We start from the raw sequence: 16789 nt of genomic DNA, 5'->3' as shown, positions 1-16789 counted from the left end.
TCTTCCTCAATTTATATCAAAAATAGTTATTGTCCAAAAACAGCAAACAAAACTTTTTGATTAACCTTGTTTATATCAAATTTCTTTTCTGCTAACTTTCTTGATTCGACCCCCATTTTGTCAACAGCCTCAGGATTTTCAATCATCCAACATATTTTTTCTGCCAAATTTTTGGAATTTCTTGGTTCTACTAAAAATCCATTAACTCCATCCTTAACAGTTTCTCGACAACCCGGTGAATTTGTAGTAACAATAGGTCTGCCCATTGACATTGCTTCCAAAACAGCTCTAGGTACTCCCTCTCGATAAAAAGATGGAAAAACAAATACCCTACTTTGCCGAATAAAAGAAGTAACATCATTCGTTGCTCCATGATAAGTAATTATTTTTTGAGAAATTGCTGAGTTAACCTTATCCCAATCAATACTTCCATCTAAATCATCCTTAGGACCTACTAAGTGAAAACTTGAAGATGGATACTTTTCTTTTACCATACTTGCTGCAGCAATAAATTCATGTATGCCTTTTGCCTCAGTAAGTCTTGTTATGAGCAAAAAATTGTTGTCCGGATTCAAGGACGCCACAGAGTAATTTTCTAAATTTACGCCAGATCCATTTGTTCTACGGGCCTTCATTTTAGTTACTAAATTTAACTTAATCATTATTTCATAATCATCTTGGTTTTGAAAAAGAACCGCATCAGAGCAGCTAAACGCGACCTTCAACATAGGGAATGCAATAAAACGTAACAATTTAATCTTAAAATCGTTACTCATAAATAATGTTCCTGCCCCATTAATAACACACACACATCTTTTTACTCCTGCCAATTTAGCTGCAAGAGACATAGATGGAATAATTTTTATTCCATATATGAGAATGTAATCAATTTCACTTTTTTTAAATATTTTTTTTAGTGAATTAATAAATTCTATTTCTCTAACTGGATTCTTGTTACTCCTCAGTGTAAAATTTTTAAGAGGAATGTGCATATCACCGTCTTCATCAGTATATTCCTCATTGATGCTTTGATCTAAAAAACACACAGTATGTCCCATTTCACGTATACTTTTATACAACTCGAAACGATAACCCTTTGCAAACCTGGTTCCCGATTCAGTTATCAAAACATTCATCGAATCAGTCTCCTTCAATAAATACAATATCTATCAAATTCATTGCCTTTTCACAAATTTCAATAGCACCCTGAGCAGTATCGCTCTGTGCTATTACAAATCCAATTCTATCAGAGCTACTGTTAATTGCTTCAACTTTATCACCTATTTTTTTCACAAAGCTAACCTGTTGGACGCCTTCCACACTTTTTGATACTTCTACTCCATCAATAGACTTTAACACACCAGTTTTAGGTCTAAAATAACGGATCGCGGAACTTTTACTGAATTTAGGAACTAAGTATGGTTTCTCTCCAAGTGCAATTTTAATACAGCTCTCAACCATATTTACTCCTGTAGATAATGGTGTCAGATGGGTTGTGATGTTATCTCCACCAAGCCTAGCTCCAATTTCTACAATTTTTGGACCTTCCTCTGTAACCATAATTTCAGTATGAGATGGTCCATTTTCAATTCCAATTGCTTTTATAGCCATAGTTGCCACTTGCTCAATTCTTTCCTTAATTTCATCACTGAAGTGTGTTGGCTGAGAATGCCCCATTTCAACAAAGTGAGGAACTCCTGTAGTTAACTTATCGGTAATTGCAATTACATGTACTTCACCGTCAACACTAAGTGCCTCTACACTAACCTCTTCACCGCTCATATATTCTTCAATGATTATTTCCCCACTTCTGGAAAACTTCTTACTATATTCAAATGCGTGTTCAACCAGCCTTTTATTTTCAAGATCTTCAATTAAGAACACACCTCTACTACCGGAATTATCAGCAGGTTTTACAATACATCTACTTTTGAATTTTTTAACATACTTGGCATAATCATCCTTTGAAGTAACTCTGAAAAATAAAGGTATCGGAACTTCATGTGCTTTCAATGCTTCCCTCATAAAGGCTTTATTTGTTGCCTTTATAGCAGTATCTTCACTGATTCCAGCAATACCCATTTCTTTTGCAACAGCTGCAACAGTCCGCATTGGCATGTCACTAGCCAATGTTATTACACCATCAACTTGAAATTCCTTTGCAGCCTCAACAACCTTTGGTATATCTATAGTACTAATTTCTAGACAAACATGAGCTTCCTTAAATCCTATTGAATTTTTGTCCATATCCACAGCTATTACTCTGAGTCCCATCTCTTTTGCCTTTAAAATGGCGGGTAGTTGTAATATACTAGCACCTAAAATCATGATCTTTTTCATAATAACCACTTCCTACATAAAATCCGTGCTTTTTTTCCCTTCAAGTACAACACTCTTTTGAGGAACCACCACAGAAAATGGTTCAACATCTCTGCCAACAAAAGCTGAGGCACCTATCAAAGAATAGTCATTAATTATTACACTTTCTCGAATAACACTTGCATTTCCAACAAAACAATTATTTTTTATAATGACATGACCACATAGTGAGGCCATACCAGCTATAGTGTTAAAGTTGCCGATTATATCATCATGTGCTATTGAAACTTTATACCATATTAAGTTACAATTCCCTATTTTTACAAAAGGCTCAATTAATGTTTGCTCAAGAATTATATTCCCTTCTCCAATATTTTCTGTTTGGATTAGAGAAGATGAATGAATATAAGAAGCTATTGTGTATCCTTTTTGTTTACAAGAATAATAAATTTTTTTTCGTAAATCATTCATTTTGTTATAACCAATTCCTATCAATATTTCATATTGCTCAGGTGGATACATTTTTTCAATTTCTTCAAAAGCTATAACAGGAAGTCCTTCAAAAACATTTTCTATTATATATTCTTGATCAGCGCAAAAGGCCACTACTTCTCTATCATCATCGTGATCGATATACCATTTTATAAGCTTAGAAAAGTTTGAATTACCAAAAATAATCAATTTTTTCATTAAATAATCACATCCGATTAAAATTAATAAAATAATAGCTTTTGAGAATATTTTATATTTGCCTTTTCAAGTAGACTACCATCTTTTTATTTCTTTACTTTTTTTATGTTTCCATCATTTAAATCACTATTATAAATGTTTTTTCTCCCTAATATACTGGTTAATGTTTTGAAAATTATCTTAATATCAAGCATTAATGAAATATTTTCAATATAATAAACATCATTTTTAAACTTAGTATTCATCTCTATCGAATTTCTAAAATATGCTTGACTGTATCCGGTAATTCCAGGCCGTACTGTAATTTTTTTTTTCTGCTCAATGCTATATTTATTTATTACCTCCGGTAAATCTGGTCTAGGACCAACTATAGCCATGTCACCTTTTATTACATTCAAAACCTGTGGAATCTCATCAATACTTGTCTTTCTTATAAATTTTCCTATAACTGTTAACCTTGGATCTTCCGAAGAATTATAAGTTGAACCATCATTATTTCTTATGTCTGGTGCATTAACTTTCATCGTACGAAGTTTGTACATTTTAAATACTTTTCCGTCTTTCCCCAATCTTTTGCCTAAGTAAAAAACAGAACCTCCATCCTCCAACTTAATTAGAACACCACACACCGTAACGATAATAAGAACCAATGGCATTAATATTAAAGCAAAGATTAAATCAAAAGTTCTTTTCAAATAATTCTTATACAATGAACTTCCTCCTAGAAATTATTCTAGTATACTTTTTAATACATCTGTAACATACTGTACTTCTTCATTTTTTAGTAATGTATGGAGTGGCAAAGTAACTTCGTTACGATACTGTGCAAAGGCATTTGGAAAATCTTTAATTTTGAATCCAAGATTCTTATAAGCTGTATGCATTGGCAGTGGCTTATAATGTACATTTGTTGCAATACCATTTTCAGCCATTTTTTCTATTAAGCTATTTCGGTACATTTCATCTTTTCCAATTAACCTTAATAAGTATAAATGACAACTTGATGAAAAGTTCTCACCAAAGTGCTTTAATGATTCTGTAGCACAGTTTATTAAAGCTTTGTCATACATTTCTATAATTTGTTTTCTTCGTTCCAAAATTAACGAGTATCTTTTCAATTGTGCTAAACCTATTGAAGCCATAATATCAGTCATATTACATTTATAGGCTGTAGAAACGATGTCATATTCCCAAGCTCCAAGCTTCATCTTTGCAAGTGCGTCTTTCGATTGTCCGTGGAGGGATAAAAGCATAAATTGCTTGTAAATATATTCATTATCTATACCTGGAATCTTACGCCAGGTGACTGCTCCACCTTCACCGGTTGTAAGGTTTTTTACTGCATGAAATGAAAAACTAGTAAAGTCTGCTACCCCACCACTCTGTTTACCTTTATATGTTGCACCGAAGGAATGTGCAGCATCCGCTAGAACTATTATTCTGCCAAATGCTTCTTGCAGTTCATTATTAGGATTGAACAGACTTCTTTTTCTTTCAACAATTTCGAACAGTCTATCATAATCACACATTACACCAGCGATATCAACAGGAATAATAACCTTCGTTTTAGGGGTTATAGCTTTCTCTAATTGGTCATAATCTATTTGAAAGGAATTTTCCGCAGTATCAATTAAGACAATTTTTGCACCAACATGATCAATAACACTTGCAGAAGCAGTATAGGTGTACGCAGAGGTAATAACTTCATCGCCTTTACCGATTCCTAATAGTCTTAGTGTTAGTTCCATTCCAGCTGTCCCAGAATTCAAACATACTGCCTTAGATGTATTAGTAAATTCAGCAACTTTCGTTTCGAATAATTTTGTTTTTGGACCCGTAGTAATCCATCCCGACTTTAATGTATCAACGACCTCATTAATTTCAACATCTGTAATGTCAGGAGGCGAAAATGGAATATTTGTTATATTTTTTTTTGGAACTAGAGAATATGAAGTACTCAAGTAGAAGCCACCTTTATTATCTAAAATTTTATTTCACCAATTCACTATCTAAAATTAAAGCGAGATACTCTAACAAGTCTTTTTTTAATTCTTTTTGTTTTAATGCAAAGTCAATTGTAGTTTTTATAAAGCCCAATTTTTCACCAACGTCATAACGTTTGCCCTCAAAGTCATAAGCAAACACTCTCTGTATACCATTTAGCTTCTGAATAGCATCAGTTAATTGTATTTCACCGCCGGCACCTATCTCCTGTTGCTCTAAAAATGCAAAGATTTCAGGAGTTAAAATGTACCGTCCTAAACTAGCCAAATTTGATGGGGCAGTTCTTGTTTCAGGTTTCTCTACAAAACTTGCAACCTGGTAGAGTCGTCCTTCTTGTGAAGCTGGATCAATAATTCCATAACGATGTGTTTCCTCACTAGGAACAGGCTGAACCCCAATAACTGATGAACGTGTTTCTTCATATATATTAATCAACTGTTTGATACACGGAATCTCACTTTGAACAATATCATCCCCTAAAAGAACCGCAAATGGTTCATCACCAATAAAGTTTCGGGCACACCAGACAGCATGTCCCAATCCTTTTGGCTCCTTTTGGCGGATGTAGTGGATATTGGCGAGGCTAGAAGAATATTGAACCCTTTCTAGTAAATCCAACTTTCCCTTTTCGATTAGATTTTGTTCAAGTTCAGGAGCAAAATCAAAGTGATCTTCAATGGCCCGTTTTCCTTTTCCTGTCACAATAATAATATCTTCAATTCCTGAAGCCACGGCTTCTTCAACAATGTATTGAATCGTTGGTTTGTCAACTATCGGCAACATTTCCTTTGGCATAGCTTTTGTTGCTGGTAAAAATCTCGTCCCCAAGCCAGCCGCCGGAATAATTGCTTTACGAACTTTCTTCAAGTCACTTTCCTCCTACTCATTCCCAGCTACTTGATAAATCTGATTCTCCCTCCGATTAGCCAAATTAATAACAAACTCTTTTATCTCATCAGCGTTTAAGCTTTCAAATCGGTTCAATAAAAACTCAATCTCATCCTCTTGATCCAACACAGCCTTCCCAATAAATATCTTAGGATAAACCGGTTCCGGATAGATCTCTTTCTCATTCAACAGTTCCTCAAACATCTTCTCCCCAGGCCGAAGGCCTGAGAATTTAATCCCAATCTCTTCTATTGTATAACCAGATAACTTAATCAAGTTCTTCGCCAAGTCCACAATCTTAACAGGTTCACCCATATCCAGAACAAAAATCTCTCCGCCTTTAGCCAACGACCCAGCCTGAATGACCAAACGCGATGCTTCCGGAATCGTCATAAAATACCGCGTAATATCCGGATGGGTAACCGTAATCGGTCCACCAGCCTTAATTTGTTTCTTAAACAACGGAATCACACTTCCACGACTTCCAAGTACATTACCAAATCTGACAGCAACAAACTTTGTTTTGCTATTCTGTGCTAACCCTTGAATAATCATCTCAGCAATCCGTTTTGTTGAACCCATAACATTCGTTGGATTAACAGCTTTATCAGTCGAAATCATCACAAAAGTATGGACACCGAAGGTATCCGCAGCCTCTGCGACATTCTTTGTCCCAAATACATTATTCTTAACCGCTTCTCTAGGGTTGTACTCCATCAAGGGTACATGCTTATGGGCAGCAGCATGATAGACAACGTCTGGACGATGCTTGTCCATCACTTCAAAGATCCGTTCCCGGTCCTGAACATCAGCGATCACCGGGACAATCTCGATTTCGTTTTGGTATTTACGCTTAAGTTCCATATCTATTTGATAAATACTATTCTCACCATGTCCAACCAAAACAAGTTTACTAGGAGAAAAATTACAGATTTGCCGGCATATTTCTGAGCCAATCGAGCCGCCGGCACCGGTTACAAGTACCGTTTTTCCCGCTACATACTTTGAAATACTCGTAATATCTAATTCTACCGGTTCTCTTCCTAATAAATCCTCAACCTGAACATCGCGGAAAGCATTAACAGACAATTTTCCTGTCATCAAATCCTCTAGCTTCGGAATGATTTGTGTCTTTGCTTTTGTTTTCGCGCACTCTTCAAAAATCCGGTTTAGTTCCTTTTGACCTAATGACGGAATCGCAATCACAATATTATCGATCTGATACTCTTCAACAGCCTGTGCAATAAAGCTTGAGTCTCCAACAACTGGTATCCCTAAAATGCCTAACTTATACTTTTTCGGGTCATCATCGATAAACGCAACCGGCCTTAAGTCAATCTCATGATTATGGAGCAATTGCCGGGCTACCATTGTCCCACCTGAACCGGCACCAATGATTAATGTCTTTTTGATATTTTCCTGCTTACCCATGTAGTTATCACGAAACATCCGCCATGAGAACCTTGAGCCACCAATCAGAAGGACGTGAATCATCCACGTGATCAGCAATGCCCTCACGTAAATATTATCAAACACCATTTTCTGCATTAATCCCGTGATGATCGTTGAGAACGCCACTGCCTTTACAATTGCAACCAATTCCCCTACACTCGCATATTGCCATGCCCGATGATAGAGTTTATAAATCGAAGCAAAAATATGATAGCTGATTAACAGTGTAATTGAAGTAATTAATAGCATAGGGACTTGAAAAATGTGCAAGCTTGGATTTAGCGTCCAATAACTTATGTAGATCCCTAACAAAACAATGACTGAATCGAGTAAAGCAAGTGTGGTCAGCCTTTTCCCATATGTCAACGAACATTCCCCCTTTTTTATATTTTTCTATATTCACAGAACCATCCTTGTCAATAAAGGCGGTGTGAGTGGAGCAAGTCAACACCTAACTTGAACTAAAAATTATTTACTTGGTATTAATTTAGTAATTGTGTTTCGCTTTTGCGTAGCTCCGCCCAAATAAAAAAGGCGGTGTGAGCAGAGCTAAGTTACACCACTTTTCGAGTTATAAAATATATATTTTCCACGATCATTGGATAGCCTGATACCCATTTGCGGAGCTCCGCCCCTTTTCAACAATTAAAAATAAATACCTAATGAAAATGCAAGTGCTTTCACACTTATTCTTTCATTAAGTATCTATTATTTTAGTATTTATCTGGGCATCTAACCCAACCTCACATCATGCTTTTGACGACTAGCGTCTAAGGAGTAAAATCTCCTCTCCCACAGCATGACCGAGTACCCCCATGGATAACGGACAGGATGGCAACGCCGATCAATCTTGATGACTCGTTGTTTCGTACGACCAAAAATCTTTAATTCCTCTCGGTTTAGTAGGTTAGAACAGTTTAAATAGCTTTTTCCTTTTAATTCTTTCCGGAATTTCCTTATATACACTTTTGCCTGCTGCTAAAAGTTCAGCATTTTCTTTAAACATATATTCATAGTCAGTACCAAATTTATCAGCAACAATTTTGTATGCTTCCTGCAGTCTAAACCGTCTTCTTGTCGTATTGTGAGCATCACATGCGACGAAATGCGTAAGATTATATTCGATTAATTGCAGTGAGAAAGCTTTTATCTTTTTACCAAAATCACCACAAAGGCAGCCTGCCGTTACCTGGGTCAAAGCACCATTGTTTACAAACTGATACAACATCTCCGGGTGTTCAATGATTTCCGAATTGCGCTCCGGATGAACAATGACTGGGGTGAGACCATTTTGCTGCAAATCATAGAATAGTTTCTCCGTATAACGAGGCACATGTGCAGACGGGAATTCGATAAACAGATGTGGTGATCCCGCAAGGGTGATCACTTCACCCTTATCGATATTTGCAAGTAAATCACCATCAATGCGCGGCTCTTGGCCGGGCACAATCTGCAAATCAATTCCCGCTGTCTTTAATGCATCATTTAATTCAGCTGTCTTTGAAATGATTGTTTGTTTATTATTTTCATAGACATTATTAATATAATGGGGAGTTGCAACAATGGTATGGATGCCATCAGAAACGGCCTGCTTTGCCATTTCAAGACTATCAGACAGATTTTGTGCACCGTCGTCAATCCCAGGCAATATATGACAATGTATATCGATCATTGTACCCATACCCTTTCCAAAAATCGTAAATTTAAAAGCTCTTTTTTAAGGTTATCACTACCTATGAATCTGGTAAATAGCGAAACATGTCGAATTTCGTCTCACTTCGCTCCATAATAATAGTAATAACTGGAACTATTTATTTCCTGGTGATTTAACACAACTCCGAGCAGCTTTCCTTGCGCAGATTCCAGCAATTCCTTTGCCTTAACAATTGGCTCTTTTTCGGTCTTATGGCTGTAAGCAACAAGGATCGTCCCATCGCACTTATTCGTAAGGATTTGCGCGTCTGTCACGGCAATTACCGGCGGGGTGTCAAACAAAACGACGTCATACGCTGTATAGATATCGATAAAGAACTGATCCATAGCTTTCGATCCTAATAACTCCGCTGGATTTGGCGGTATCGGTCCGCTTGTTAAAATCGTTAGGTTTTCTATTTCTGTCTCTCTGACAGCCTTTTCCAACGACATTTGTTTCGTTAAAACACTTGTAAAACCATAGGTATTTGTTGTATTAAACGTGTAATGAGTTGTCGGTTTCCGCATGTCGGCATCCACAAGCAGAACTCTCTTTCCTTGCTGGGCAAATGCAACTGCCAAATTTGAGACAGTCGTTGTTTTCCCTTCCCCTGGCCCTGACGATGTGACCATAATTGAACGAATCTCCTTGTCAATCGATGAAAATTGAATATTGGTCCGGATCGTCCGGTACTGTTCAGAAATAGATGATTTCGGGTCAATTGCTGTAATCAGCTTTCGTCTCTGTTCCATCGCTGTTGCTTTATGTTTTCGCTTAAGAGCCAACAGATTCACTCCTTACATGTTTTTTGCTATGTGCATGTTTTGATGTTGCTTCCATTTCTGAATCTGAAATGGCTGCGATTACCCCTAAAACAGGCAATCCAAGCAAGCGTTCAATTTCTTGTTCTTTTTTTACGGTATTATCAAAGTATTCTATTAGGAAGGCAATCCCTACACCTGCCATTAACCCAACCACAAGGGCGATTGCAATGTTCATCAGTGGCTTTGGTTTAATTGGAGACTGGTTGTCAGCTACCGTTGCTTTTGCAAGAATACTAATATTATCAACATTCATAATTTTAGCAATTTTTGTTTGGAAAACTTCTGCCGTTTTGTTAGCAATTTTCGCTGCTTGATTAGGATTTGTATCTTGAACAGACACATTTACAACCTGTGAATCCTTTTCACTGGCAACTGTAATTTTTTCATTTAATTGTTGTGCTGTTAAGCCAAGCTTAAGATCCTCTGCTACCTTATCAAGAATCGCCGGGCTTTTAATAATAACATTGTAAGTGTTAATTAACTGCAGGTTTGTCTGAACTTCACTCGAGTTATAAGCACTTTGATCACTCTTTTTTTGGTTGACAAGAATTTGTGTTGAAGCCTGATAGATTGGTGTTATAAAGAAATAGCTAACCACTCCGCTGACAAGCACAGCAGTTATGGTAATAAGGACGATTAACAATAATCGTTTTCGTAGGGTTTCAAGTAACTCTTTTAAACTGATTGTTTCTTCCATAGGATCCTCCCTGTTGCATGTGTATATAAACAATTGATATTATACCATGAAATGCTGTCAAAATTTGTAGGTGATTTACGAAATATCATAGATTTAATATTTATATACACAATTGTAACAGGATTTTTGTAAAAAAATGTTGAATTTTTATAAATGGTATAAATTACACTCCTTTTAGTTTGCTATACTAGTAAAAAGAGAATTATTTGGAGGAAAATGTTTATGAAGTATTTTTTTACCACGGTTTGGGCCATAATTTGCGTGGTTGTCCTTTTCTACGGTCACTCCTATTGGAGCCAGAGAACGGCAGTTAAAGCGGAGACAGACCAGCAGATAAACTATTCAGTCACTCCAGAAACAGCAAAGACAAATGAGCCAAATGTTGATGAAATTCTGGCAAAAGCGCAGAATTGGCCTGAACCTGCCCGCCAGCAGTTCCAGCAATCTGTACAGCAAAACAAACCTTTTAAGATCCTCTTTGTCGGTTCTACTGCATTAGGTACAAAGGACCAGGGCATGCTAAAGGATGTCGTTCAACAGTTAACCGAGTCTTATGGAAAAGACCATATTGAAATTTCCGTCCATACATATGATGTTACCTCAAAGGAATTTTTGGGAAACAATGATCAACAAGAAATCGCCGCCGAAAAAGCACAGCTAATCGTATTTGAACCCTTCCTGCTCAATGATAACGGCAAAGTAGCGATAGGGGATTCACTGAACAACCTCACAAAGGTAATCGAGGAGGAAAAAGCGGCCACCCCTGAGACAACGTTTGTCCTGCAGCCGTCTTACCCGCTGTTTGGTGCGAAGTTCTATCCAGGACAAGTAGCTAAATTAAAGCAATACGCTGACCAAAATAAACTTGCTTATTTGGATCATTGGACCGCTTGGCCTGATTCTGCTAATGCAAAGCTAAAGGACTACCTTTTACCAGATCAAAGTGGGCCAAGTGAAAAAGGAATCCAAGTTTGGAGTCAATATCTAATCAATTATCTCATTCATAAGTAAAAAGCAAAGGGTCAGACCCCTCTACCACACTATATAGCAAAATTTCACTAAGCTTTATGCTATATAGTAAGTTTATAGCGAGGGGCCAGACCCTTTTAAGCTATCCTTTTTTCTACATCTTCGACCGAAAGGTCGTTCTTCTATTAAACCCCTAATTTACCTAATATTTACAGAACCATCAAACACAATCAACATTACTCCCATACAATCGATCATAGTAAGAGATTAAAGGAGTGATAGAAGACGATGAAAAAAGCGAAACAGATTCGTAATGTTGTTCTTGCTTCAGCTGTGATCCTTCCTGCCCTTGGCTTTTCCGTAAACACGTTTGCCCAAAATCCTAGTGAAACAAAAGGAACTTTTCAGTTTACCCCGCTGGCATCCTCCGCTGCTGCCGTTCCCGGCGGCAATCCGGAAAATCCGTTGCTGCTGCCGGCTGACTATCAGCAAACAATCATTGCTTCAGAACCAAGCTATGGCGGTAATCCAGATATGAACACGTTAAATGAAACAGGCCCTGAAGCCGGCCGTTATCTTTACCAAACCCATGAAATTGGCAACGCCTCTGTTTCTGTCATTGACCTGAAAACCAATCAAGTAAAAACATTAGTGCAACGTTCTGATTGGGCCAGCATGGATGGAATCGTTTGGAGTCCGTGGGGAACGCTTATTGCCACCCAAGAAAGAGGCAAATCCCTAGCCTATGAAATCAATCCGAATACAGGGGAAGCCAAACCGCTTCCCGCCTTTGGCGCACGTTCTAATGAAGGCATTCGTTTTGATCAGGAAGGCAATCTTTATGGTATTTCTGAGCAGCATGACGGTCATATTTTTAAATTTGTCCCAGATCAGAAAGGTGACTTATCAAGCGGACAATTATATGCCTTGAAGGTGACTGATGCAACACCGGACCGTACCGGCAACGCAGTCTGGCTTCCATTAGACCGCCAAGCTGTTCAAGTTGATTCCCATGCAGCAGCAACTGCTGCGGGTGCAACAGAGTTTGACCGTCCTGAAGACGTTGAAATTGCCACGAGCACCGGCAACAACCGCGGCGGACAAAACACAATGTATGTCGCCCTGACTGGTGAGGACCGCGTGATCGCGATTGACCTCAACAAAGATACGGCCCAAGTTCGCACCTATGTGAAGGCAGGTGTAAATGCACCGGCTGACTTCAAAATGCCGGACAACCTTGCCCTCGATAAAAACGGCAACCTGTTCATCACTGAAGATCCAGGCGGCGACTTTGCCCATGGCAAAACAACCGGCGATGACATTTGGGTGGCAACACCAGCACAAGGAAACACCGATATGGCAGATTCAACCGTTCGGTTTGCTACCTTAACCGACAGCGAAGCAGAACCAACCGGCATTTATTTTGACAAAAGCGACAAAACCCTCTACGTCAATATCCAGCACCGCGGCGGTGACGGATTAGATAAAACCTTAGCCATTACGAAAAAATAGTTTTGAAGATAGCGAAAGAGGCGGTTATCCTGGGCCGCCTCTTTCCTGCTGTTTCATCCGTTTAAAAAACAAAAGCGTAAGCGCCTGTTTAGCGACGTATGGACTGGAGCACACCGACTGAGATAAAGGAAACACGAAGAGCGGAAGCGATTCGATGTTGACTTATCGTAGGGAGGTGGGCGAAGTACACTAGTCGCTAGGCGCTGGAGCTGGACGAAGATTAAACTTTATTCAAAGTTATCAACAGGTTAATCTTTTATAATTTCATTAGCAATTAAAAAAGCACCCAAAACGGGCGCCCCTACTTAAATAATTTCTCTTAATTTTGATGTATGATAATTAATTTTCCGCTGTAATTTTGCCTTTATGATCGAATCTAGGCAGCATTCTGATAATTCCTCATAATAGATACGCTTGGCTGCATGCCATTTAACCTTTGCTTTTGAAACAACCTCTTTCATTCCCATAAATATCTCTCCTTCTGATTTGGTTATAAATCGTAAGAGTCCTGTATTCGGAAACTGGCGAGCATAGTCATCCCTCGTTGACTTTAGCCCCTATAGCTTTGCGTCACCATTTTTCAATGATTTTGCCATTATCGTACGATCCATGTGGAATATAAGCCTATTATAGGATAAATAACCCAGATTGTATATAATTTTTCCTATCAATCGAATAAAAATATAGGTCATAAGATGCGAAAAGAGGCAGAATGATAGGGCACGTCAATGAGTTTCTGGCAATAATCGTTTTCATGAACTATGTTAAAGCTCCAATTAAAGTTTTTGCCTCCCTGTTGATTGGAGTGGAAGGCGCGAAGACTCCTGCGGGAGTACGGGGCAGGGAAGACCCCACAGGCGCGATAGCGCCGAGGAGGCTCCCCGGACCGCCCGCGGAAAGCGAAGCGCCTGGAGCGCAAATCAACAGGAAAGTTTCAAAGAACGCTTACTTTTAAGGGGACTTTTTCAGTGCCCTCCTGATCGGGTGCCGCTCCTTTTATGTATAGTTTTCTGTCATTCTACCTTCCATTTCAGTCAATCTACCTTACTATTCCTTTCATTTTTCGACAGTGATCGCTCCGTCCCTTATGCCTTTTTCATAGGCTCTTTTCACAATCTATCAAAATCCGACCGCATTTTGTATAGAATTTTTCCTGTTTAGAGAATATAAATAGAGGGCCATAAGATAAGAAAAGAGGCGGAATGATAGGATTCCGCCCCTTTTATGTATAGTTATGTTATTCTACCTTCAATTTCAGTAAATCTAACTTAATATCTTCAATTAATTTTTCAACAGTAATCGTTCCGTCATTTATACCTTTATCATAGGCTCTTCTGACAATTTCCGAAAAGTCAGATTGTAATATATACTCTTTGCTGAGTTTCCTTCCCATGGAAAAAAAATCTCCTCTCATGCCTTTGTTTTGTCTATTCTATTAAATTTTCAATTATTTGTAAATAGATTCGCATGTGAAAATTCTGTTAATTTTTTGTAAAAAGTTTGCCGAGATTTCTATAATTTTGAGGATAATTATGGTAAAATAGCGGAAAGTGCGTTTTTTCACATATAAAACTATTAATAGAGGTGAAAGTAATTGAAGAAAAAAGTCGTATCCGCCCTCACTGCCGCGGCAATTGTATCGGGTGCCTGCGCGGCCGGCGCTTCCGCTAGTACATATACGGTTCAGAAAGGTGATTCTCTTTCCGCTATCGCGACCAACTACCATACGAGTGTCCTAGATTTAAAGAAAGTGAACAATCTTTCATCTGACTTAATCCGGATCAATCAAATGCTGCAATTACCTGAGGCAGGCACCACTGCACAGTCGTTCGCCCAGACTCAGGTGACAGCACCCACTACTGCGGCCTATTACACAATTGTCAGAGGCGACACCTTAAGCGGCATTGCCAGCCGCCATGGCATCTCACTCGCCGATCTCCGCCAATGGAACAACCTGACTGGCGATCTTATTTTTCCAGGCCAGCAAGTGCGGGTTGCGAATGGAACGAGCAGTCAGCCTGATACTGCCCAACCGCAAGCAGCAGCTCCAACATCAACATCTGATTATCAGATCCAAAGCGGAGATACCCTTAGCAAAATTGCCAAAATGTTCGGCACAACGGTCAGCAACTTACAGCAGCTAAACAGCCTCAGCTCTGATCGTATCTACGCAGGAAGCACCTTGAAGGTTAGCGGAACCGTTCAAGCAGCTCCGGCACCAGTGGCTGCTGAGGCAGCCAACAACAATTCAGCAGCTTCTACCTATACCGTTCAACGCGGTGATACACTGAGCAGTATTGCCGCTCAGTTTGGCACGACGGTCAGCAATTTAAAACAGCTTAACGGCCTTTCTTCCGATATGATCTTTGCCGGTCAGACATTTGCAGTTTCCGGACAAGCAACAGTACCCGCAAAAACAGTAGCAGCCCAACCGGCAACAGCAAAAGTTACAACAAATGCTGATACCTCTAATTCTAAGGACGCGGCAGCGGTCACACTTGTCGCTAAAAGCTTACTCGGTACGCCTTATGTATGGGCCGGCAATACTCCTGCAGGCTTTGATTGCAGCGGCTTTATCTATTACGTTTTTAACAAAGCCGGCTTCTCGATCGGACGCTATTCTGCCCAAGGCTATGCCGACCGTTCCTATGAGGTATCCAATCCTGTTCCGGGTGATCTAGTATTTTTTAAAGATACCTACACAACCGGAATCTCACACGTTGGAATCTATCTCGGCAACAACCAATTCATTCAAGCGGCTGACGAGATCCATGGAGTCATCATCTCGTCTTTGACCAACAGCTACTATCAAAAACATTTTGCTAGCTTTGGTCGGTTTTATTAAAAAAAGATTTGTAAAGATCAAGCCAATCTGTGAAAAGGATTGGCTTTTTTATTTCTCTGAGTGAAGGTGATGTAAGATTATTAGAGTTCTTTTTTAAGGAAGATCCAGGTGCCCAGTCAAAAAATTGCTTTTTCAAGCAAAAAATAGTCATGTTTGAACGGGTTTCTTCTATTATATAGATAATATATACAGCGCTTACATTTGATTAAGGGAGGAGATTTATTGGAATCAAAAAAACCAAGCCACCTCATGATGGATCGAGGAACGCTTGGTTTCTTACTTCGAAAAAGTACTTTATTTTTTATAAAAAGGTTTACTCCTTCTCAATTCGCTCTACTTTGTAAACTCAAGTTTAGGATTTGGTCCGTATTGGTTTTCACTTTCCTGACTATCTTGAACCGTGTAGATAAGTAGAATAATAGCACCAATCAGCGGAATAATACTAAGCAGCAGCCACCAGCCGCTTCTGCCCGTATCATGCAGTCTCCGAGCGCCAACCGCTAAGGACGGCAGCAGAACAGCTAACGAATAAATTCCGGTTAGATAAGAACCCAGATGGGTGACTGACTCCACAATTGACAGCACAATCGATACGATGACATTGAACAATACAAACATCCAGTATTCCGTGCGCGCCGCTCTCCCCTGAAACCCCGTGTAATTTTGTAAAACCTTCACATACCATTGCATGGTAAATCCCCCTTTTCATTCAGTTGTTTCGTGTTCGCCTTTAAAAAGAAGTCGCTCCTTGTTCAAATGAAGCTTGGATTCATTATGTATTTATATGAAACAAATTAAGTATGTATTCATTTAAACTTCGAGCCTAGGCGTCACACATTCTACTAATTTTCTACAATTATATCCTAATATTCCACAAATTTCCATTTAATTTGTAA

Annotated in this window: 16 protein-coding genes and 1 riboswitch; of the genes, 3 read left to right on the top strand and 13 right to left on the bottom strand. The window is 38.8% G+C overall.

All coding sequences use genetic code 11. The annotated features are described in order from the left end of the window. Positions 1–26: 26 nt before the first annotated feature. The 10 genes from JN080_RS12210 to JN080_RS12165 all read right to left on the bottom strand — a co-directional run bounded on the left by JN080_RS12210 (position 27) and on the right by JN080_RS12165 (position 10567). Positions 27–1136, bottom strand: coding sequence for a glycosyltransferase family 4 protein (locus JN080_RS12210; RefSeq protein WP_256236289.1), 1110 nt, complete (start codon positions 1134–1136; stop codon positions 27–29). A gap of 4 nt (positions 1137–1140) precedes the next feature. After that, a complete protein-coding gene (locus JN080_RS12205; RefSeq protein ID WP_256236288.1) occupies positions 1141–2340 on the bottom strand; it encodes an ATP-grasp domain-containing protein in 1200 nt (399 codons plus the stop codon). A 12-nt stretch (positions 2341–2352) separates the two neighbouring features. After that, positions 2353–3009, bottom strand: coding sequence for an acetyltransferase (locus JN080_RS12200; RefSeq protein WP_256236287.1), 657 nt, complete (start codon positions 3007–3009; stop codon positions 2353–2355). Between the two features lie 86 nt (positions 3010–3095). Next, on the bottom strand, positions 3096–3719 hold the full coding sequence (locus JN080_RS12195; RefSeq protein WP_256236286.1) for a sugar transferase: 624 nt from the start codon (positions 3717–3719) through the stop codon (positions 3096–3098). A gap of 18 nt (positions 3720–3737) precedes the next feature. Continuing rightward, entirely contained in the window at positions 3738–4970 is a 1233-nt protein-coding gene (locus tag JN080_RS12190; protein WP_256236285.1) for a DegT/DnrJ/EryC1/StrS family aminotransferase, read from the bottom strand. 28 nt (positions 4971–4998) lie between these two features. Beyond that, positions 4999–5880 (bottom strand): UTP--glucose-1-phosphate uridylyltransferase GalU, encoded by an 882-nt coding sequence (galU, locus tag JN080_RS12185; RefSeq protein ID WP_256236284.1) that lies wholly within the window; start codon positions 5878–5880, stop codon positions 4999–5001. 12 nt (positions 5881–5892) lie between these two features. Then, positions 5893–7719 (bottom strand): polysaccharide biosynthesis protein, encoded by a 1827-nt coding sequence (locus JN080_RS12180; protein WP_256236283.1) that lies wholly within the window; start codon positions 7717–7719, stop codon positions 5893–5895. A gap of 541 nt (positions 7720–8260) precedes the next feature. After that, a complete protein-coding gene (locus JN080_RS12175) occupies positions 8261–9025 on the bottom strand; it encodes a tyrosine-protein phosphatase (RefSeq protein WP_256236282.1) in 765 nt (254 codons plus the stop codon). Between the two features lie 101 nt (positions 9026–9126). After that, positions 9127–9831, bottom strand: a complete 705-nt coding sequence (locus JN080_RS12170; RefSeq protein WP_305473931.1) for a CpsD/CapB family tyrosine-protein kinase — start codon at positions 9829–9831, stop codon at positions 9127–9129. Next, positions 9821–10567, bottom strand: a complete 747-nt coding sequence (locus JN080_RS12165; RefSeq protein ID WP_256236281.1) for a YveK family protein — start codon at positions 10565–10567, stop codon at positions 9821–9823. Before JN080_RS12165 ends, JN080_RS12170 begins: the two co-directional genes overlap by 11 nt. 222 nt (positions 10568–10789) lie before the next feature. Between JN080_RS12165 and JN080_RS12160 the strand changes: the two genes are divergently transcribed. Together JN080_RS12160 and JN080_RS12155 are read left to right on the top strand one after the other, a co-directional pair. After that, positions 10790–11578: an SGNH/GDSL hydrolase family protein gene (locus JN080_RS12160; RefSeq protein WP_256236280.1), complete on the top strand. Its 789-nt coding sequence runs from the start codon at positions 10790–10792 to the stop codon at positions 11576–11578. A gap of 246 nt (positions 11579–11824) precedes the next feature. Beyond that, on the top strand, positions 11825–13048 hold the full coding sequence (locus JN080_RS12155; protein WP_256236279.1) for an alkaline phosphatase PhoX: 1224 nt from the start codon (positions 11825–11827) through the stop codon (positions 13046–13048). A gap of 305 nt (positions 13049–13353) precedes the next feature. On the opposite strand, the gene JN080_RS12150 is transcribed toward JN080_RS12155, so the two are convergent. Further along, the gene (locus tag JN080_RS12150; RefSeq protein ID WP_256236278.1) at positions 13354–13515 is read right to left on the bottom strand and encodes a hypothetical protein; all 162 of its coding nucleotides are present in this window, start codon (positions 13513–13515) and stop codon (positions 13354–13356) included. Positions 13516–13561: 46 nt separating this feature from the next. Next, positions 13562–13652: riboswitch (cyclic di-GMP riboswitch) on the bottom strand. 633 nt (positions 13653–14285) lie between these two features. Then, entirely contained in the window at positions 14286–14441 is a 156-nt protein-coding gene (locus tag JN080_RS12145; RefSeq protein WP_256236277.1) for a YwzD family small protein, read from the bottom strand. Positions 14442–14642: 201 nt separating this feature from the next. Between JN080_RS12145 and JN080_RS12140 the strand changes: the two genes are divergently transcribed. Then, on the top strand, positions 14643–15893 hold the full coding sequence (locus JN080_RS12140; protein WP_256236276.1) for a C40 family peptidase: 1251 nt from the start codon (positions 14643–14645) through the stop codon (positions 15891–15893). 333 nt (positions 15894–16226) lie between these two features. On the opposite strand, the gene JN080_RS12135 is transcribed toward JN080_RS12140, so the two are convergent. Beyond that, positions 16227–16583 (bottom strand): DUF805 domain-containing protein, encoded by a 357-nt coding sequence (locus tag JN080_RS12135; protein WP_256236274.1) that lies wholly within the window; start codon positions 16581–16583, stop codon positions 16227–16229. Between the last annotated feature and the right edge of the window lie 206 nt (positions 16584–16789).

Origin of the sequence: Bacillus sp. EB600 (assembly GCF_024494385.1) — a bacterium.
Classification (GTDB): Bacteria; Bacillota; Bacilli; order Bacillales; family Cytobacillaceae; genus JAEVLT01.
The sequence above is the reverse complement of the archived record's forward strand: the minus strand, read 5'-3'. Positions and strand labels throughout refer to the sequence as shown.